The 20,152-nt window shown below is 73.1% G+C and carries 14 protein-coding genes; 9 read left to right on the top strand and 5 right to left on the bottom strand.

Annotated features, from left to right (window positions below; genetic code table 11):
• Positions 1-115: 115 nt before the first annotated feature.
• From ACIQUQ_RS29590 to ACIQUQ_RS29575, 4 genes are all read right to left on the bottom strand, one after another.
• Positions 116-2,128: a prolyl oligopeptidase family serine peptidase gene (locus ACIQUQ_RS29590; protein WP_403981930.1), complete on the bottom strand. Its 2,013-nt coding sequence runs from the start codon at positions 2,126-2,128 to the stop codon at positions 116-118.
• 34 nt (positions 2,129-2,162) lie between these two features.
• On the bottom strand, positions 2,163-3,536 hold the full coding sequence (locus tag ACIQUQ_RS29585; protein ID WP_403981927.1) for a M20/M25/M40 family metallo-hydrolase: 1,374 nt from the start codon (positions 3,534-3,536) through the stop codon (positions 2,163-2,165).
• Complete coding sequence (locus tag ACIQUQ_RS29580) at positions 3,529-4,362, bottom strand: M55 family metallopeptidase (protein ID WP_403981925.1); 834 nt, start codon at positions 4,360-4,362, stop codon at positions 3,529-3,531. Before ACIQUQ_RS29580 ends, ACIQUQ_RS29585 begins: the two co-directional genes overlap by 8 nt.
• A 295-nt stretch (positions 4,363-4,657) precedes the next feature.
• Positions 4,658-5,104, bottom strand: coding sequence for an SRPBCC family protein (locus ACIQUQ_RS29575; RefSeq protein WP_403981922.1), 447 nt, complete (start codon positions 5,102-5,104; stop codon positions 4,658-4,660).
• A gap of 234 nt (positions 5,105-5,338) precedes the next feature.
• Here ACIQUQ_RS29575 and ACIQUQ_RS29570 point away from each other — a divergent pair, with 234 nt between their 5' ends.
• The 4 genes from ACIQUQ_RS29570 (at position 5,339) to ACIQUQ_RS29555 (ending at position 11,269) form a co-directional block, all read left to right on the top strand.
• The gene (locus tag ACIQUQ_RS29570) at positions 5,339-6,607 is read left to right on the top strand and encodes an Rv2578c family radical SAM protein (protein ID WP_403981920.1); all 1,269 of its coding nucleotides are present in this window, start codon (positions 5,339-5,341) and stop codon (positions 6,605-6,607) included.
• Between the two features lie 136 nt (positions 6,608-6,743).
• Positions 6,744-8,363 (top strand): alpha/beta hydrolase, encoded by a 1,620-nt coding sequence (locus ACIQUQ_RS29565; protein WP_403981918.1) that lies wholly within the window; start codon positions 6,744-6,746, stop codon positions 8,361-8,363.
• Between the two features lie 76 nt (positions 8,364-8,439).
• Positions 8,440-8,874: a RidA family protein gene (locus ACIQUQ_RS29560; RefSeq protein WP_403981915.1), complete on the top strand. Its 435-nt coding sequence runs from the start codon at positions 8,440-8,442 to the stop codon at positions 8,872-8,874.
• Positions 8,875-9,001: 127 nt separating this feature from the next.
• Positions 9,002-11,269: a hypothetical protein gene (locus ACIQUQ_RS29555; RefSeq protein WP_403981912.1), complete on the top strand. Its 2,268-nt coding sequence runs from the start codon at positions 9,002-9,004 to the stop codon at positions 11,267-11,269.
• A 32-nt stretch (positions 11,270-11,301) separates the two neighbouring features.
• Here the strand turns inward: ACIQUQ_RS29555 and ACIQUQ_RS29550 are convergent, their stop codons facing one another.
• Entirely contained in the window at positions 11,302-11,826 is a 525-nt protein-coding gene (locus tag ACIQUQ_RS29550) for a HEAT repeat domain-containing protein (protein WP_403982000.1), read from the bottom strand.
• A gap of 750 nt (positions 11,827-12,576) precedes the next feature.
• On the opposite strand from ACIQUQ_RS29550, the gene ACIQUQ_RS29545 reads away from it, so the two are divergent.
• The 5 genes from ACIQUQ_RS29545 (at position 12,577) to ACIQUQ_RS29525 (ending at position 20,150) form a co-directional block, all read left to right on the top strand.
• The gene (locus ACIQUQ_RS29545) at positions 12,577-14,403 is read left to right on the top strand and encodes a 3-hydroxyacyl-CoA dehydrogenase family protein (protein WP_403981909.1); all 1,827 of its coding nucleotides are present in this window, start codon (positions 12,577-12,579) and stop codon (positions 14,401-14,403) included.
• Between the two features lie 121 nt (positions 14,404-14,524).
• Positions 14,525-15,340, top strand: coding sequence for a TetR family transcriptional regulator (locus tag ACIQUQ_RS29540; RefSeq protein WP_403981907.1), 816 nt, complete (start codon positions 14,525-14,527; stop codon positions 15,338-15,340).
• 410 nt (positions 15,341-15,750) lie between these two features.
• Positions 15,751-17,088: a crotonyl-CoA carboxylase/reductase gene (ccrA, locus tag ACIQUQ_RS29535; RefSeq protein ID WP_403981905.1), complete on the top strand. Its 1,338-nt coding sequence runs from the start codon at positions 15,751-15,753 to the stop codon at positions 17,086-17,088.
• 30 nt (positions 17,089-17,118) lie between these two features.
• Entirely contained in the window at positions 17,119-19,179 is a 2,061-nt protein-coding gene (locus tag ACIQUQ_RS29530) for a protein meaA (protein ID WP_403981903.1), read from the top strand.
• Positions 19,176-20,150 (top strand): HpcH/HpaI aldolase/citrate lyase family protein, encoded by a 975-nt coding sequence (locus ACIQUQ_RS29525; protein ID WP_399941055.1) that lies wholly within the window; start codon positions 19,176-19,178, stop codon positions 20,148-20,150. The genes ACIQUQ_RS29530 and ACIQUQ_RS29525 overlap by 4 nt, the downstream gene beginning before the upstream one ends.
• Positions 20,151-20,152 lie beyond the last annotated feature (2 nt).

The following is a 20,152-nucleotide window of genomic DNA, read 5'->3' as shown; positions in this document are numbered from 1 at the left end:
CGCGGCCCTTCGGCGAGGACCTTGGCGCCGTCATTCCCGCCGTCGACCCCGCCGTTGGCCCCGCCGTCGGTCCAACGGCCGTCCTCCTGATCGCCCCTGCGGTCGTTCCCACCGCTCACGTGCCGAGCTCCAGCGGGGGGACGTCGTCCCGGTCGATGCCGAAGACCTGCGCGTACAGGGAGAGTTCGGCCTCCAGGGCGCGCACCATGGTCTCGGCCCGCCGGAAGCCGTGGCCCTCCCCCTCGAAGGCGAGGTAGGCGTGCGGCACCTGCCGGCCGTGCATCCGGGCGAGGAAGCGCTCGGCCTGTACGGGCGGGCAGACGGCGTCGTCGAGTCCCTGGAGCAGCAGGAAGGGCACCCGGATGCGGTCGGCGCGGGCCAGCGGGGAGCGTTCCCGGCAGCGCACGGCGAGGGTCTCGGGCGGTCCGGCGAGCCCGGTGAGGTACTGGGACTCCAGGTCGTGGGTCTCGTCGGCGATGCCGACGAGGTCGAGCACCGGGTACTTGATCGTGCCGCAGGCGTACACGTCGGTGGCGGCCAGGGAGGCGGCGGCGGTCCAGCCGCCGGCGCTGCCGCCGCGGATGGCGAGCCGGGCCGGGTCGGCGGTGCCCTCGGCGGCCAGCGCGCGGGCGACGGCGGCGCAGTCCTCCACGTCGACCACGCCCCACTGCTCGCGCAGCCGTTCGCGGTAGGCCCGCCCGTAGCCGGTGGAGCCGCCGTAGTTGACCTCGGCCACGCCGATGCCGCGCGAGGTGAAGTAGGCGATGTGCAGGTCGAGTACGGGCTCGACATGGTCGGTCGGGCCGCCGTGCGCCCACACCACGTAGGGCGGCAGTTCGTCGGCGGGCGCGGCTCGGCCGGGGTTGTGGGGCGGGTAGACGTGGGCGTGGATCTCGCGGTTGTCGGGCCCGGTGAAGGTGCGGCTCTGCGGTTCCGGGTAGTAGGCGGGGTCGACGGGGTCGGTGGCGCGGGCGCCGATCACGCGGGTGCGGCCGGTGGAGGTGTCGAGCTCGACCACTTCGTAGCCGCTGCGCGGGCTGGCGGCGACGCCGACGACCCGGGTGCCGTGCGCGGCGAGGGTGGGGCACCAGGAGGTCCAGGGGCCGGCGGCGTCGACGAGGTCCCCGGTCTCGGGGTCGAGGACGCCGAGCACGGAGGAGCCCCGGCCGTGCAGGACGGCGATCAGGCCGCCCCCGAGCGGGGCGAACCAGCGCAGCCCCGTCTTCCACAGCGCCCCGCCGAACTCCTCGTCCCGCGGGCAGAGGTTGACGGCCTTGCCGCCCGAGCCCTCGGGGGCGTCGGGGTCCACCCGGTAGGGGTTCCACCAGCCGCCGCGGTCGCTGACGGCGAGGAGGGTGCCGTCGGCGGCCCAGTCGGCCTGTGCCACGGACTCCTCGGGGCCGCCGAGCACGGTGCGCACGCGGGTCAGCGCGCCGGTCCCGGTGACCTCGGCGACCTGCAGCTCGCTGCCGTCCCAGGGCATCCGGGGGTGGTCCCAGACCAGCCAGGCGGCCCGTCGCCCGTCCGGCGCGATCCGGGGCCCGGTGGTGAACCGGTGCCTGCCGTCGGTGAGTTCGCGTACGGCGGTGCGGTCGGCCGCGGCGGAGCCGTCCACCGGTACGGCCGCGAGCACCCGGCGCACCTCGGTGGGCCCGGGTCCGGTGAACTCCTCCAGCACGCACCACACCTCGCCGTGCTCCGGCCGGAGCACCGGGTCGGCCCAGCGCAGCCCGCGGCCGACGGACGAGAGGGGGGTCAGCGGGCGGGGCGGGGCGCCGCCGGGGGCGTCGGGCTCGTACGCGTACAGCCGCTGGTCGGCGAAGTGGACGAAGACCACGAGGGGGCCGCCGGCCGGGCGGGGCACGGCGGCCCAGGGGGACCCGCCGTACTCGACGACCCGGCTGCGGACGTTCCACGGCGGCGGGAGCACCGACTCCTCGACGGCGGTGCCGAGGGGGCCGACGCGGCGGCGCACCAGGGCGCGGCGGCCCTGCTCGGCGGGCCTGGGCGCCGTCCACCACACCTCGTCGCCGACCGTCCCGAGGTATTCGGGGCGGCCGTCGTGGGAGGCGGCGAGTGCGGCGTCGATGGGCGAGGGCCAGCCGCCGTACGGTCCGGTGGGCACCATGTCGTGTACGTCTCTCTCCAGCCGGGCGGGGGCGTTACAGCGAGCGCAGCGCGTGGTCGAGGACCCGGACGCCGAAGTGCAGGGCCTCCACGGGGACGCGCTCGTCGACGCCGTGGAAGAGCGACCAGTAGTCGAAGCCGGGCGGCAGCTTCAGCGGGGAGAAGCCGTAGCCGGTGATGCCCAGACGGGAGAACTGCTTGGCGTCGGTGCCGCCGGCCATGCAGAAGGGCACGACGCGGGCGTCCGGGTCGAAGCGCTCGACGGCGGCGCGCAGGGCGGCGTACGTGGGCGAGTCGACGGGCGCTTCGAGGGGCACCTCGCGGTGGTGGAACTCCCAGTCCACGTCGGGGCCGGTGAGCCGGTCGAGGGTGGTGCGGAACTCGTCCTCGCCGCCGGGCAGGACGCGGCCGTCGACGTAGGCGGTGGCGGTGCCGGGGATGACGTTGAGCTTGTAGCCGGCCTGGAGCATGGTCGGGTTGGCGCTGTTGCGGAGGGTGGCGGACACCAGGGCGGCGGCCTCGGGGCCGAGCTTGCCGAGGAGGGTTTCGGGGTCGAAGCCGGGGGCGTGCGGGTCGGCGTCCACGCCGTACAGCGCGGCGAGTTCGGCGAGGGCGGCGCGTACGGTGGCGGTCGGCCGGACCGGCCACTCGTGGTCGCCGATGCGGGTGACGGCGGCCGCGAGGCGGCTGACGGCGTTGGCGCGGTTGGGCTTGGAGCCGTGGCCCGCGGTGCCGTGCGCGGTGAGCTTCAGCCAGGCGGTGCCGCGCTCGCCGGCGGCGATCGGGTAGAGGGACAGGCCGTCGCCGGTGTGCAGGGTGAAGGCGCCCGACTCGCTGAGGCCCTCCGTACAGCCCTCGAAGAGGCCGGGGTGGTGGTCGGCGAGGAAGCCGGAGCCGTCGACGGCGCTGTCCTCCTCGTCGGCGGTGAAGGCGATGACGAGGTCGCGGCGGGGCCGGACCCCGGCCCGCGCCCAGGCCCGGACGACGGCCAGGACCATCGCGTCCATGTTCTTCATGTCGACGGCGCCGCGGCCCCAGACCACCCCGTCCCTGACCTCGCCGGAGAACGGGTCCACGGCCCAGTCGGCGGCCTCGGCCGGTACGACGTCCAGGTGGCCGTGGACGAGCAGGGCGGGGGCGTCCGGGTCGGTGCCGGCGAGGCGGGCGACCACGTTGGTGCGGCCCGGGGTGCGCTCCAGCAGGACCGGTTCGAGGCCGGCGCCGGCGAGGCGCTCGGCGGCGTACTCGGCGGCCGGGCGCTCGCGGCAGTCGCCGCCGCCGCGGTTGGTGGTGTCGATGCGGATGAGACCGGAGGTGAACTCGACGACTTCGGCCAGGGCACGCTCGTCGACGGGGCCGGGGTCTCCGGCGGGCCCGCCGGGCTGCTGTGCGGGGTTCATGTCAGCCATACTGCTCCTCCACCGCGGCCGAGACGATCGTCGTGACGGCCTTGAACGTGCGAATCCCCTCGTACATCGTCCCGCTGGTGTACGCGATCCGGCGCTCGCCGGCCCGCGCCACGCCGGGGACGACGGTCGCGGCGGCGGACAGGTGCTCCGCGTCGAACTCGACCTCGACGGTGAAGGGGCCGTCCGCGCGCGGGTCGTGACGCACGGCCAGGGCCGTGGCCTCCTTGGCGGCGGACCGGATGTCGGCGGCGGTGCGGGCGGGGGTGCGGCAGACGGCGGCGTACCGGGAGACGTGGTCCTTGACGGCGACGGTACGGGCGCCCGGTGCGTAGTGGAGCGCGTCGGCACAGGTGAGGTCGTCACCGGTGACCAGCACGACGGGGACCCCGTACTCGGCGACGACCAGGGAGTTGAGCCGGCCCTCGCTCGCGCGGACGCCGTCGACCCAGACGCCGGTGATGGAGTTGGCGAGGTAGGTGTGGGCGAGGACGCCCTCGGTGCCGGCGCCGGTGTGGTAGCCGACGAAGGCGATGCCGTCGACGTCGCCGTGCTGGACGCCCTCGACCATCGAGAGGGACTTGTGGCGGCCGGTGAGCATCTGGATCCGCTCGTCGAGGCGTTCGAGGAGCAGGTTGCGCATGGTCGAGTGGGCCTCGTTCACGAGGACCTCGTCGGCGCCGCCGTCGAAGAAGCCGAGGGCGGCGGCGTTCACGTCGGAGGTGAACAGGGCCCGGCAGCGTTCCCACTGCGGGGTGCCCGGGAGCACGTCGGCGGGCCAGGTGACGCCGGTGGCGCCTTCCATGTCGGCGGAGATGAGGATCTTCATCGTGCCCCCGGTGGGTCGCGGCTGGTGGCGCGGGCGGGGTCGCCGCCCGGGGCGCCCGACACGGGGGTGACCGCGCTGGGCGCCGGTCCCCCAGCGTATCCAGGGCCTTTGCGGGGGCCCAGGGAACGACGGCGGCCCGTCGGGACGAAAGGTCCCGACGGGCCGCGCCTACCACCCGATCCGGTGAGCCGGGGCGGCGTCAACGCGCCGGCGCGCGGTCACACGGCGGGGCCGGTGCGGCGCGGTCGTGGTCGCGCGGCGGGCCCGGCCCCGGGGGCGGGGTCGGGGTCGGGGTTCAGGCCTTCTCGGTCTCCTGGGCGAGGTTGGCGAGCACGGCGTCGTAGATCCGGCCCAGGCCCTTGGGGGCGAAGGTCCGCTCGAAGAAGCCGCCGATGCCGCCGGCGCCGTTCCAGACGGTGGTGACCACGGCGCGGGAGGTGCCCTCGCCGGCCGGGGTGACGGTCCAGGTGGTGACCATCGAGGAGTTGCGGTCCTTCTCGACGAGCTGGCCGTCGGTGGGCTCGGTGACCTCCAGCAGGCAGTCGCGCACGCGCTTGCTGGTGGCCTGGAGCTTCCAGTGGACCAGGGTGCCCTCGCCGTCGCCGCCCTCGCGCACCTCGTACTCGCTGAAGTGCTCCGGGAGGAGCTTGGAGCGGGTGCCGGTGTAGTCGGCCAGCGCGTCGAACACGGTGTCCGCGTCGGCCTGGATGATCCGCTCCGTGGTGGCCTCGACCTGCGCCATACCTGTTCCTCCAGCAGTCGTGCAGCAGTGGTGATCGATCGACTTCGCGTCGGCGGCAAGCCAACCACCTCGGCTGGGGGCGGCCAAATCGGGGTCGGCGGTGCCCCGTCTGGCCGGCGGGCGGTACGGGGCGCGCGTGCCCGGGGCCTGGCCGGATGCCCGCCGGGATGCGGACGCGCACGATCATGGGAACACTTGTTCTATTCTCGCCCCGAGCTACCCGAGGGAGGCGCCATGCGCTGGGACCATCTCGCGCACTCGCGCGACACGGCGGACGACCGCACCGCGGAGCCGGCGGCGCGGCCGGTCGCGCCCCCGCCGGCGGGGTCCGGGACCGCCGGGCCCGCACCCGCACCCGCACCCGCACCCGGCTCCATGCCGGCACCCGCGCCCGCACCCGGTTCCGCGCCCGCACACGGTTCCGCCCCTGCACCCGGTTCCGTACCTCCACCCGCACCCGGTTCCGCACCTGCGCCCGCACCCGCCGGCGGCCCGCCCGCCGGCCCGCCGGCCGCGCTCTTCGGGACGGCCGAGGTGGTCACCCGTACGTTCGACACCCCCGAGTTCCGCGGGATCACCTTCCACGAGGTGCGGGCCCGGTCGGTCGTCAACAGGGTGCCGGGCGCCTCGCGGATGCCGTTCGAATGGACGGTCAACCCGTACCGCGGCTGTTCCCACGCCTGCGTGTACTGCTTCGCGCGCAAGACGCACGCCTACCTCGACCTCGACACCGGCCTCGGCTTCGATTCCCAGATCGTGGTCAAGACGAACGCCCCCGAGGTGCTGCGCCGGGAGCTCGGCGCGCGCCGCTGGACCGGCGCGCACATCGCCATGGGCACCAACGTCGACTGCTACCAGCGGGCCGAGGGCCGTTACCGCCTGATGCCGGGCATCATCGAGGCCCTGCGGGACTACGCGAACCCCTTCTCGATCCTCACCAAGGGCACCCTGATCCTGCGCGACCTCCCGCTGCTGCGGCAGGCGGCCGAGGTCACGGACGTCGGGGTGTCCGTCTCGGTCGGCTTCACCGACGCGGGCCTGTGGCGCACCGTGGAGCCGGGCACGCCCTCGCCCGAGGCCCGGCTGGCCGCCGTACGCACCCTGACCGCGCACGGGATCGGCGTCGGGGTGCTGATGGCGCCGGTGATCCCCTTCCTCGGCGACTCCCCCGAGCAGCTGCGCCGCACCGTGCGGTCGATCGCCGAATCGGGCGCCGAGTCCGTGACACCCCTGGTACTCCATCTGCGGCCGGGGGCGCGGGAGTGGTTCATGTCGTGGCTCGCCGCCCACCACCCGGGCCTGGTCCGCGCGTACGAACAGCTGTACGCGGGCGGCGCCTACGCACCCACCTGGTACCAGCGCCGGATCACCCGCCAAGTGCACGAACTGGCCGCGGAATTCGGCATCGGGCCGGCCCGGCGGGGCGCCGCCCGGCGGATCGCGCCCCCGCCGCCCGCGCCCGCCCGCGAGGCGGCCGAACCCACCCAGCTCACACTCCTCTAGGGGCCGCGATCTCCATACGAATACTCTGAAGCATCATCAAATCGGGCCAATAGTCAGCACAGTCACGCCTTCCGGCCGGAATATCAGGGACGATTCCGCGACGATTCCGCCCAGACCCAGCGGCTCGGGAGGCCCCATGAAGAAGCGCGCAGCAGTCCTGATGTCCCTCGCCACCGTGCTGAGCGCCACGGTGGCGGCGGCCGTCCCGCCGGCCGGGGCCAGTCCCGTCCCCAAGGCGGAGGCCCTGGCCTGGAAGAGCTGTGCGACCGCCCGCTACCCGACCCTCCAGTGCGCCACCCTGGGCGTGCCGCTGGACCACGCGCAGCCCGCGGGCCGCCTGATCACACTCGCCCTGACCCGGGTCCCGCACACCGGCAAGACCTCCCGGGGCCCGCTGCTGGTCAACCCGGGCGGACCGGGCGGCAGCGGCCGGACCCTGGCCGGCTTCGTCGCGTCGGCGCTGCCCAAGGCCGTGGCCGAGAGCTACGACGTGATCGGCTTCGACCCGCGCGGCGTGGGCCAGAGCCAGCCCGCGCTCAACTGCGGCCAGGGGCACTTCGCGCCGGTCCGCCCGGACTCCGTACCGCTCACGGCGGCGGACGAGCGGGCCAACCTGGACCGCGCCGCCGCCTTCGCCCGCGAGTGCCAGGAGAAGCACGGCGACGTGCTGCCGCACATCGGGACGGTGAGCGCCGCCCGCGACATGGACCTGGTGCGCCGGGCGCTGGGCGCGGAGCGGATCTCGTACTTCGGCTACTCGTACGGCACCTTCCTCGGCGCGGTCTACGCCAGGCTGTTCCCGGAGCGGGTGCAGCGGCTGGTGCTGGACTCGGTGGTGGACCCGGGGGGTGTCTGGTACGAGGACAACCTGGCCCAGGACCTGGCCTTCGACGCCCGGCACAAGTCCTTCCTGGCGTGGGTGGCGAAGTACGACGACCGGTACGGCCTCGGCACGGACCCGGCGGCGGTCGAGCGGGCCTGGTACGGAATGCGGACCGCGCTGCGCACCGAGCCGGCCGGGGGCAAGGTGGGCCCGTCGGAGCTGGAGGACACCTACCTGCCGGGCGGCTACTTCAACGGCTACTGGCCGAACCTGGCGGAGGCCTTCTCCGCATACGTGCGCGACCGGGACGCCAAGCCGCTGGTGGCCGCGTACGAGCGCTTCGGCGCGGTGGACCCGGCCGCGGGCAACAGCTACAGCGTGTACAGCGCCGTGCAGTGCCGTGACTCGGCCTGGCCCCGCAAGTGGAGCGAGTGGCGGCGGGACATGTGGCGCACGCACGCCAAGGCGCCCTTCATGACCTGGAACAACGCCTGGTACAACGCCCCCTGCGCGTTCTGGAACACCGCGCCGCTGGAGCTGCCGGACGTCACGAACGCGGAGCTGCCGCCTGCCCTGCTCCTCCAGGCCACGGAGGACGCGGCGACGCCGTACTCGGGGGCGGTGGCGATGCGGCAGCGGCTGGCGGGCTCGGCACTGGTGGTGGAGGAGGGCGGCGGCAACCACGGCATCTCCCTCAGCGGCAACGCCTGCCTGGACCGCCACCTGGTCGCGTACCTGACGGACGGCACCGTGCCGAGGGCGGCGGCGGCCGGCACCCGCGAGGCGGACGCGCACTACGGTGCGCGCGAGGCGGGCCCGGCGGACGCCACGTGCCCGGCCCAGCCGGAACCGAAGCCGGCCCCGGCCACCCGCGCCGCGGCCCCCGCCGCCCACGGCACCGCGCTCCACGGCCTCCTGGGCTTCCGCGGCTGACGGTCCGCTGCGCGGCGCGTACGGACGGGGGCGGCCCCTGGGGCCTCCCCCGCAGCCGGATGATGGGATGTCACCCATGACCACGACGAGCCGCACATCCGGCGACAGCCACAGCCACATCACCCGCGTACCGGCCCCCGAGGGCATGGCCCCCGGCACCGGCTACAGCCACACCGTCTGGGGCACCGGCCGCTTCGTCGCGGTCTCGGGCCAGTGCGCGCTGGACGAGAAGGGCGAGGTGGTGGGCGCGGGCGACGCCGGCGCCCAGACCCGCCAGGTCTTCGAGAACCTCCGCCGCTGCCTCGCGGCGGCGGGGGCGACCTTCGACGACGTGGTGAAGCTGACGTACTTCGTGACGGACATCGCCCACCTCCCGGCCGTCCGCGCGGCCCGCGACGGGTTCATCGCCCCCGACCGCTACCCGGCCAGCTCGGCGGTCCAGGTCAGCGCCCTCTTCCGCCCGGAGCTCCTGGTCGAAATAGAGGCCTTCGCGGTGGTGCGGGAGGCCTGACTCCCGCAACCCGGAATGCCGGTGCCCCCGGGCGATCGCGTGTGCGATCATGCACCGCACCCGCCGCCCGCCGCCCCGCCCTTGCGCCGGCGCGCGGCCACACCAGAAACGATCCGGGGGGATCGGCATGCCACACACCGCGCGTCCGCGCGCGTACCCGACGCCGTACGCCAGACTCGTCCTCGCCCTGTCGGTCCTGCTGTCCCTGCTGCTGCCCACCGCCCCGGCCTGGGCCGCCCCGGGCGAAGAGGCCGGGGACTGTGAGGCCGTCGCGCTGGGCACCTACCGGGGCGTCTTCACCGAGACGGACAAGGCCGACTGTCTTGTCCTACCGCTGCCTGCCGGCGCCCGGTTGGCCGTACGCCAGCCGTACGACCGCCCCGCGCCGAGGCCGGAGACCGTCGTCGTCGACGCGGCCGGGACGCAGCTCTGTGACTGGCGGACCCTGAGCTCGGGCACCTGCCTGCTGACCGGTGCGGGACCTTTCCGGGCTCAGGTCACGCCGGGGACCGACGAGGGCACCGGGGCGTACGCGCTCGCCCTCCACCGCACCGACGAGCAGGACTGCCCAGCCATCCCGGCAGGCGACTTCACGTCCACCAGCCCTGCGGCCTTGTTCGCCACCGGCTCGGGCGTCTTCACCCACTGCTTCGACATTCCCGCCGATGAGCGCCCTCGTGTCGAGCAGATGCAGCTGCGGGGCCTGTCCGGCGGACTCGGCGCCCAGTTCTCGGTCATCCGTCCGGACGGCACGACCGCCTGCTCGGCCGGCGGCCAGCAGCTCCCCTCGGCCACGACCTGCAACCTGGCTGCCGGCGTCCGCCACATGGTGCTGGTCATCGGAAGCGACGCGGCCGCGACGTACAGTCTGGTCCGCCGCGACGTGACGGAGGCGGCGAAGGGCTGCACGGCCACCGCTCCCACCGCCGTCGGCGGGCCATCGAAGGGCGGCACCCTGGCCGCGGCCGGCCTCTACAAGTGCCGCCAGGTGACGGCCTCGGACGCCGCGGACGTACTCCACATCAACGTCCGCGACCCCCTGGGCACCGCGAACATGTTCGTGTTCGGTGCCGACGGGACCCCGCTCCGCTGCCCTCGGAACGCCTCGTGCGCGGTCAGCGGCTTCACCCGCTACCAGGTGCTGGTCTACGTCCCGTACTGGCTCAAGGCAGCGGAGACCTACCGTTTCGATGCTCAGCGCATCGCGACGGCGGCCGGACCGGCGGCCGAGTGCAGGAGTGTCGCGAACGTCAATTACGGCTACGGTCCGATGACCGGCTCGCTGGACGAGGAGCACACTTCCGTCTGCCTGGCCCTGCCCACGTCGTACAACGCGCATTTCGACGTGCCGGTCAGTGACACCGCGGGCGCCGCGGAGACCGGGGTCCCCGCGCTGTACGGCCCTGACCTCGGATACGGCTGCACCCTTTCCACCGGCACCGGCGGTGCCGAGTACCGCTGCTCGGTCGACAGCCCGTACTCGGACAAGGCCGTGCCTTCACTCTTCGTGCTCGGTCTGCCCGAGAAGGCCGCGAAGACGTCGTACCGTGCTGAACTCGTCTGCACGAGCATCTGTGGCGTCGAGCAGCTGCGGCTCGACTCGGCGGCGCCTGCCACAGGCATCACCGGCACCAAGGTCACCGTTACGGTCAAGGGCAACTCGCTGCACATGGACCACCAGCTCCGCATCACCCGACCGGACAAGGAGATCGTGGCCACCAACGTGTACGTCTCCGAGGACCGCAGGACGCTCACCGCGGTCCTGGACCTCAAGGGCGCCGCGACCGGGAGCTGGGGCATGCGGTTCGCGAGCTTCAGCGCGGGCTACTTCACCGTCACGTCCTCCCCGCTCGAGAACACCACCGCCCCCGCGATCACCGGGACCGCGCGGGTCGGGGCGAAGCTGACGGCTTCGCACGGGGTCTGGACGCCGGTGCCGGACTCGTACACCTACCAGTGGAAGGCCGACGGGGTCGCCATCGACGGGGCCACCGGGTCGAGCCTGGTGGTGCCCGCGTCCGCGCTCGGCAAGAAGGTCACCGTCACGGTGCGGGCGCACAGCGCGAAGTACGGGAGCCGGTCGGCGACCTCCGCGGCCACGGCCGCCGTGGGCAAGGGCGTCGCGCCGAAGGCCACGACCGCGCCGTCGGTCGGCGGCACCGCCAAGGTGGGCCGGACGCTCACCGCCGCGCGCGGGACGTGGACGCCCGTGCCGACCTCGTACCGCTACCAGTGGTACGCCGACGGCACGGCGATCGACGGCGCGACCGGCACCACCCTGGTGCTGCGCAGCGCGCAGCGCGGCAAGCGGATCACCGTCAGGGTGACCGCCCTCCGCACCGGGCACCACAGCGGGACCGCGGTCAGCGCGCCGACCGCCGTCGTCGCCTCCTGACGGACCCGGCCCGGCGCCTCCCCGGCCGTCGGTCAGGGGAGGCGGCGGAGGGCCGTCGTGGCCGCCACGGCCAGGCGGGGGTGGGACTGGGCCGCCGTGAGGGAGGGGCGGGCGCGGGGGTCGGCCAGGGTGCCGAGGCCCTCGACGCAGGCCAGGGCCACCCGCCAGTACGGGTCGTGCGGCGAGAGCAGGCGGTCCAGGGTGGCGATCAGGGCCGGTGCCGACTCGGTGGCCCGCAGCTCGGCGAGGAGCCGTACCGCGTGGGTGGCGTAGGCGGTGCGCAGCGGGTTGGTGGCCAGGGCCGCGGCGGCCCGGGCGGTGCGCGGGTCGCCCAGCCGGGCCAGGGCGTGCGCGGCGGACGCGCAGCGCGGCGGGTCGCGGTGGTTGAGGAGCAGGACGAGCGACTCGAAGGCCCGCCGGTCCCCCGCGCAGCCCAGCCGGAAGGCGGCCACTTCCCGGGCCCACAGGGGCTGCTCCAGCTCGGTGAGTACGGGGGCCAGGTCCTCCGGCGGTGCGGTCAGCAGCGGCTCGCACGCCGCCCCCGCCTCGGCCCGGATCCGCTCGGCGAAGCGACGCGCCTCCGCCGGGTCGGGCCCTGTCCCTTCCGTGCCGGGCCCCGTCCGTTCCGTGCCGGACCCCGCCCCTTCCGTCCCGGGCCCCGTCCGTCCTGCGCCGGACCCCGTCCCTTCCGTCCCGGGCCCCGTCCGTCCCTCGCCGGGCCCCGACTCCTGCGTGGCGGTCCCGCGCTCCTCCGTGCCGGTCCCCGCCTCCCCCGTTCCCGTGCCCGCCACGCCCGTTCCCGTGCCCGCCCCGCCTGGTCCCGCGTCTGCCTCGGCCATGGGCAGCAGGGTAGGGGTGGCGCGGCGCAGATCACACCGGATCCGGCCGACCGCCCCACTGGCGCTCAAGCTACCGGCGAGTTAATGTCGCCTCAGCACCTCCGAACAGAGGTGCGCCGACTTGGATCGCGGCCTGGTGACGCAGCCGCCCCAAGTGTTCGGTCGGTTCGGCCGGTCCGGGGACTTCCGTGAAGCGCCCCCGCGACCGCCGGTTCCACGGCAGGGCTCCGGGACAGGGCCCGCGCCGTTCGCACCACCTCACGGGCAGCACGTACGCCCGGACATCTCTTCGAGCTCAGGCAGCAGCACCGCCCTGGCACGCCGCACCGCGCGTGCCGTGCGGCCGTTCCCCTCAGCCGGCCCCGCAACGCACCACAGCCGCACAGCCGCACGCCGCGTGCCCTCATCCACCCGCGTGCGCCGCGCCGCCCTTCCAGTCGTCACCTTCCACCTCACTGGAGTCCCGCGATGGACCGTCAGTCCACTCCGCCCAGTCAGTCCGCCTCCCCGAGTTCCGCGAACTCCCTGCAGACCGTGGCCGTCGTCGGCCTCGGCACCATGGGCACCGGCATCGCCGAGGTGCTCACCCGCGCCGGTCACGAGGTCATCGGCATCGACATCAGCGAGGCCGCCGCCCGTGGCGCCGTCGCCGCGCTGGAGGCCGCCACGGCCCGTTCGGTGGCCCGTGAGCGCATGACCGAGCAGGAGCGGTCGGACGTCCTGGCCCGCTTCCGCACCTTCGGCGACCTGCAGGCCGCCGCCCACGCCGACCTGGTGATCGAGGTCGTGCCGGAGGACTACGCGCTCAAGCAGCAGGTCTTCGCCTCGCTGGACGCCATCGTCCGCCCGGACACGATCCTGGCCACCGGCACCAACGCCCTCTCCGTGACCCGGCTCGCCGCCGAGTCGCAGCACCCCGAGCGGGTCCTGGGTCTGCACTTCTTCAACCCCGCGCCGGCCATGAAGCTGGTCGAGGTGGTCTCCTCGGTCCTCACCGCCCCGCCGGCCGTGGAGGCGGTCACCGCGCTCGCCCGCGCGCTGGGCAAGGAGCCGGTGACGGCCGGCGACCGCCCGGGCTTCGTGGCCGACGGCCTGCTCTTCGGCTACCTCAACCAGGCCGCCGCCATGTACGAGGCGAAGTACGCCTCCCGCGAGGACATCGACGCCGCGATGCGGCTGGGCTGCGGCCTGCCGATGGGCCCGCTCGCGCTGCTCGACCTGATCGGCGTGGACACCGCGCGCACCGTCCTGGAGGCCATGTACGCGGCCTCCGGCGACCGGCTGCACGCCCCGGCGCCGGTCCTGGGCCACCTCGCCGAGGCGGGCCTGACCGGCCGCAAGGCGGGCCGCGGGTTCTACACGTACGAGGCCCCGGGCAGCGCCGCCGTGGTCCGCGACGCCCAGACCCCGCTGGACGGGGCGCACCTGGGCGAGGGCCGCCCGGTGTCCTCGGTCGGCGTGGCCGGCTCGGGCACCATGGCCTGCGGCATCGCCCAGGTCTTCGCGCAGGCCGGCTTCGACGTCGTCCTGGCCGCCCGCAGCCCGGAGAAGGCGGTCGCGGCGAAGGCCGCGATCGGCAAGTCCCTGTCCCGCATGGTGGACCGCGGCCGGATGACCGCGGAGAACCGCGAGGAGATCCTGGCCCGGGTCACCGCGGCGGACTCCCTGGAGGACTTCGCCGGGGTCGACCTGGCCGTCGAGGCGGTGGCCGAGGACCTGGCGGTCAAGCAGAGCCTGTTCGAGCGCCTGGACAAGATCTGCAAGCCGGGCGCGGTGCTGGCCACCACGACCTCCTCGCTGCCGGTCGTCGCCTGTGCGAAGGCGACGTCCCGCCCGCAGGACGTGATCGGCATGCACTTCTTCAACCCGGCGCCGGCGATGAAGCTGGTCGAGGTGGTGCGTACGGTCCTGACGGCCGACGACGTCCACGCCACGGTCCGCGAGGTGTGCACGCGGATCCGCAAGCACCCGGTGGACTGCGGGGACCGTGCGGGCTTCATCGTGAACGCGCTGCTGTTCCCGTACCTGAACAACGCCATCAAGATGGTCGAGGAGCACTACGCCTCGCTCGACGAGATCGACGCCGCCATGAAGCTGGGCGGCGGCTACCCGATGGGTCCGTTCGAGCTGCTGGACGTGGTCGGCCTCGACGTCTCGCTGGCGATCGAGAAGGTGCTCCACAAGGAGTTCCGGGACCCGGGCCTGGCTCCCTCACCGCTGCTGGAGCACCTCGTGGCGGCGGGGTGCCTGGGCCGCAAGACCGGCCGCGGCTTCCGTGAGTACGCCCGGAAGTAGCGGGCCGGACGCGTGGGGAGGACTCCTCGGGCCCTCAGGGCGGGCCGTACCCTCCGGGAGCCCTCCCCCGCATCCACCCCCTCGGGCGCCCTCGGCTGCGCACATGCAGTACGTTCGCCTTATGTCCCAGCCCCCCAAGACCACACGGACCGCCCCGACCGATGCTCCGGAGAGCACGGCGGGGGCGCGCGCGGCCGCCCAGCGGCTGAAGATGCGCCGCGAGCTCGCCGCCGCGGCGATGGAGCTGTTCGCGTCCAAGGGGTACGAGGCCACGACGGTCGACGAGATCGCCGCGACCGCGGGGGTGGCCCGGCGGACCTTCTTCCGGCACTTCCGGTCCAAGGAAGAGGCGATCTTCCCCGACCACGACGACACGCTCATCCGGGCGGAGGCCGTGCTGGACGCCGCTCCCGCCCACGAGCACCCGCTCGACACGGTGTGCCGGGGGATCAAGGAGGTCATGAAGATGTACGCGGCCTCCCCCGCGGTCTCCGTGGAGCGCTACCGCCTGACCCGCGAGGTGCCGACCCTGCGCGAGCGGGAGATCGCCTCGGTGGCGCGGTACGAGCGGCTGTTCACCCGCTACCTGCTGGCCCACTTCGACGAGACCGACCACCACGACGGCAACGACGACCCGCTGCTGGCCGAGGTGGCCGCGTCGGCGGTCGTGACGGCCCACAACCACGTGCTGCGGCGCTGGCTGCGGGCCGGGGGCCAGGGGGACGTGGAGACGCAGCTGGACCACGCCTTCGCGATCGTACGGAAGACCTTCGGCACCGGCATCGGTGCCGGGCGGTCGCTCAACGGGGCGTCCGCCCCGGCCGCCGCGCCGGCCTCCGTCAGTGCGGAGGGCGAGGTGCTGGTGGCGGTGGCCCGTACCGACGCTCCGCTGGACGAGGTCATGCGGACGATCGAGGAAGCACTCAAGAACAAGTAGGACGGCCGGCAGGGGCGCCTCAGGGCGTCCGATGCCTCCGACGTGCCTGATGTGACGGCCGTCTCCCGGTATCCGGGAGGCGGCCGTTCCTGTTGTCCGGGTTGCCCCTACTCGCGGGTAAGTCTGATCGATCATCGCTCATCTGCGCAGGTCAATCGGCAATTGAGAGAAACTTTTGGCACGCAGTGCCTTGCCGAGTGACACGGGGTGCCATACGTTGAAGTCAGTCCGGACGTCCCCGCGGCCCGTGCCACCACTCGCACGGAACGCGCCCCGGACCGCCTGCGTCACCAGGCCGCACGCGCCCACCACAGCGCCACTCACGCACCACAGCACCGCCGAACCGACGGCACACCTCCAACGGACCACCCTCAGCGTTCCCTCGACGCACCCTCGCCGGAGGCACCACCGTGAAGCACATCCTGGACGCGATTCAGTCGCAGGCCGCCACAGCCGAAGACTTCGCGGCCCTGCCGCTCCCCGACTCGTACCGCGCGATCACCGTGCACAAGGACGAGACGGAGATGTTCGAAGGGCTCACCACCCGCGAGAAGGACCCGCGCAAGTCCCTCCACCTCGACCAGGTCCCGGTGCCCGAACTCGGCCCGGGCGAGGCCCTGGTGGCCGTCATGGCCTCCTCGGTCAACTACAACTCGGTCTGGACCTCGATCTTCGAGCCGCTCTCGACCTTCGGCTTCCTGGAGCGCTACGGCCGCGTCAGCGAGCTCACCAAGCGCCACGACCTGCCATACCACATCATCGGCTCCGACCTGGCCGGCGTCGTCCTGCGCACCGGCCCGGGCGTCAACGCCTGGAAGCCGGGCGACGAGGTCGTCGCGCACTGCCTCTCCGTCGAGCTGGAGTCCTCGGACGGCCACAACGACACGATGCTCGACCCCGAGCAGCGCATCTGGGGCTTCGAGACCAACTTCGGCGGCCTCGCCGAGATCGCCCTGGTCAAGTCCAACCAGCTGATGCCCAAGCCCGCCCACCTCAGCTGGGAGGAGGCGGCGAGCCCCGGCCTGGTCAACTCCACCGCGTACCGCCAGCTGGTCTCCCGCAACGGCGCCGGCATGAAGCAGGGCGACAACGTCCTGATCTGGGGCGCCAGCGGCGGCCTCGGCTCGTACGCCACCCAGTTCGCCCTGGCCGGCGGCGCCAACCCGATCTGTGTCGTCTCCTCCCCGGAGAAGGCCGAGATCTGCCACAAGATGGGCGCGGAGGCGGTCATCGACCGCAACGCCGAGGGCTACAAGTTCTGGAAGGACGAGGAGACCCAGGACCCGCGCGAGTGGAAGCGCTTCGGCTCCAAGATCCGCGAGCTGACCGGCGGCGAGGACATCGACATCGTCTTCGAGCACCCGGGCCGCGAGACCTTCGGCGCCTCGGTCTACGTCACCCGCAAGGGCGGCACGATCACCACCTGCGCCTCCACCTCCGGCTACATGCACCAGTACGACAACCGCTACCTGTGGATGTCCCTCAAGCGCATCATCGGCTCCCACTTCGCGAACTACCGCGAGGCCTGGGAGGCCAACCGCCTCATCGCCAAGGGCAAGATCCACCCCACCCTCTCGAAGGTCTACTCCCTGGAGGAGACCGGCCAGGCGGCCCACGACGTCCACCGCAACGCCCACCAGGGCAAGGTCGGCGTCCTCTGCCTCGCCCCCGAGGAGGGCCTGGGCGTGCGCAACCACGAGCTGCGCGCCAAGCACCTCGACGCCATCAACCGCTTCCGCAACGTCTGAGACGCCCAAAGGCCAAAGGGACAGCCTGAGATGACAGAGCGCCAGAAGGACCGTCCGTGGCTCATGCGGACGTACGCCGGCCACTCCACGGCCGAGGCGTCCAACGAGCTGTACCGCCGCAACCTCGCCAAGGGGCAGACCGGCCTGTCGGTCGCGTTCGACCTGCCCACCCAGACCGGGTACGACCCCGACCACATCCTCGCCCGCGGCGAGGTCGGCCGGGTCGGCGTGCCGGTCTCCCACCTGGGCGACATGCGCCGGCTGTTCCAGGACATCCCCCTGGAACAGATGAACACCTCGATGACGATCAACGCCACGGCCATGTGGCTGCTGGCGCTCTACCAGGTGGCCGCCGAGGAGCAGGGCGCGGACATCTCCCAGCTCCAGGGCACCACCCAGAACGACATCGTCAAGGAGTACCTCTCCCGCGGGACGCACGTCTTCCCGCCCGGACCGAGCCTCCGCCTGACGACGGACATGATCGCGTACACGGTCAACAACATCCCGAAGTGGAACCCGATCAACATCTGCAGCTACCACCTGCAGGAGGCGGGCGCCACCCCGGTCCAGGAGATCTCGTACGCGATGTCCACGGCCATCGCCGTGCTCGACTCGGTGCGCGACTCGGGCCAGGTGCCCGAGGAGCGTTTCGGCGAGGTGGTCGCCCGCATCTCGTTCTTCGTGAACGCGGGCGTCCGCTTCATCGAGGAGATGTGCAAGATGCGCGCCTTCGGCCGCATCTGGGACCAGATCACCCGCGAGCGGTACGGCATCGAGAACGCCAAGCAGCGCCGCTTCCGGTACGGCGTCCAGGTCAACTCCCTGGGCCTGACCGAGGCGCAGCCGGAGAACAACGTCCAGCGCATCGTCCTGGAGATGCTGGCCGTCACCCTCTCCAAGGACGCCCGCGCCCGCGCCGTCCAGCTGCCGGCCTGGAACGAGGCACTCGGCCTGCCGCGCCCCTGGGACCAGCAGTGGTCCCTGCGCATCCAGCAGGTCCTGGCCCACGAGAGCGACCTGCTGGAGTACGACGACATCTTCGCCGGCTCGCACGTCATCGAGGCCAAGGTCGAGGCCCTGGTCGCGGACTGCCTGGCCGAGATCGACCGCATCCAGGAGATGGGCGGGGCCATGGCCGCCGTCGAGTCCGGCTACCTGAAGTCCCAGCTGGTCTCCTCGCACGCCGAGCGGCGGGCCCGGATCGAGGCCGGCGAGGACAAGATCGTCGGCGTCAACATCTTCGAGACCACCGAGGTCAACCCGCTCACCGCCGACCTGGACACCGCGATCATGACGGTGGACGGCCGGGTCGAGGCGCAGGTCCGCGAGAACATCGTCCGCTGGAAGGCCGAGCGCCAGGAGTCCACCGACCGGCAGGGCGGCGGCGACCCCTTCGTCTTCCCGACCACCCAGCAGGCGCTGGAGCGCCTGAAGGAGGCGGCGGCCGGTGACGAGAACCTGATGGAGGCCACCCTGGAGTGCGCCCGCGCGGGCGTCACGACCGGCGAGTGGGCGGAGGCGCTGCGCGAGGTCTTCGGCGAGTACCGCGCCCCCACCGGCGTCTCCTCGGCACCCGTGGCGGTCACCGCCGAGCCCGGCACCCCGCTCGCCGAGGTCCGGGAGAAGGTCGCCCGCACCGCGGAGGAGCTGGGCTCCGGCCGGCTGCGCCTGCTGGTGGGCAAGCCCGGGCTCGACGGCCACTCCAACGGCGCCGAGCAGATCGCCGTCCGCGCCCGCGACGCCGGGTTCGAGGTGGTCTACCAGGGCATCCGGCTGACGCCGGAGCAGATCGTCAGTGCCGCCCTGGCCGAGGACGTGCACTGCGTGGGACTGTCGATCCTGTCCGGCTCGCACGGCGAGCTGGTCCCCGACGTGCTCGCGCGGCTGCGCACGGCGGGGGCGCCCGACATCCCCGTCATCGTCGGCGGCATCATTCCGAATGCCGACGCGGACGAACTGCGCGCGGCCGGTGTGGCCGCCGTCTTCACCCCGAAGGACTTCGGTATCACGGAGATCATCGGCCGTATCGTCGACGAGATCCGCACAGCGAACAAGCTCAGCCCCCTCGAAATCTCGGAGGTCCCCGCATGACCACGCCTCTCTCCCCCGTGAACCGGCTGCGTCCGCGCCGTTCCTGCCTCGCGGTGCCGGGCTCCAACCCCCGGTTCCTGGAGAAGGCCCAGGGACTGCCGGCCGACCAGGTCTTCCTCGACCTCGAGGACGCCTGCGCGCCGCTCGCCAAGGAGGGCGCCCGCCACACCATCGTCGACGCGCTGAACAACGGCGACTGGTCGGGCAAGACCCGGGTCGTGCGGGTCAACGACTGGACCACCCACTGGACGTACCGCGACGTGATCACGGTCGTCGAGGGCGCGGGCCAGAACCTCGACTGCATCATGCTGCCGAAGGTCCAGGACGCCCAGCAGGTCGTGGCGCTGGACCTGCTGCTCACGCAGATCGAGAAGACCATGGGCTTCGAGGTCGGCAAGATCGGCATCGAGGCGCAGATCGAGAACGCCAAGGGCCTGGTGAACGTCGACGAGATCGCCGCCGCCTCCCCGCGCCTGGAGACGATCATCTTCGGCCCGGCCGACTTCATGGCCTCGATCAACATGAAGTCGCTGGTCGTGGGCATGCAGCCGCCCGGCTACCCGGCGGACGCGTACCACTACATCCTGATGCGCATCCTGATGGCGGCCCGTACGCACAACCTCCAGGCCATCGACGGCCCCTTCCTCCAGATCCGCGACGTGGACGCGTACCGCGAGGTGGCCGGCCGCGCCGCCGCCCTCGGCTTCGACGGCAAGTGGGTCCTGCACCCCGGCCAGGTCGAGGCGGCCAACGAGGTCTTCTCCCCCTCCCAGGAGGACTACGACCACGCCGAGCTGATCCTCGACGCGTACGACTGGTGCACCTCCGAGGCGGGCGGCAAGAAGGGCTCCGCGATGCTCGGCGACGAGATGATCGACGAGGCCAGCCGCAAGATGGCCCTGGTCATCGCGGGCAAGGGCCGCGCCGCCGGCATGACGCGCACCACCAAGTTCGAGATCCCGGAGGCCTGAGC

The organism is Streptomyces sp. NPDC101118 (assembly GCF_044759445.1).
Classification (GTDB): Bacteria; Actinomycetota; Actinomycetes; order Streptomycetales; family Streptomycetaceae; genus Streptomyces.
The sequence above is the reverse complement of the archived record's forward strand: the minus strand, read 5'-3'. Positions and strand labels throughout refer to the sequence as shown.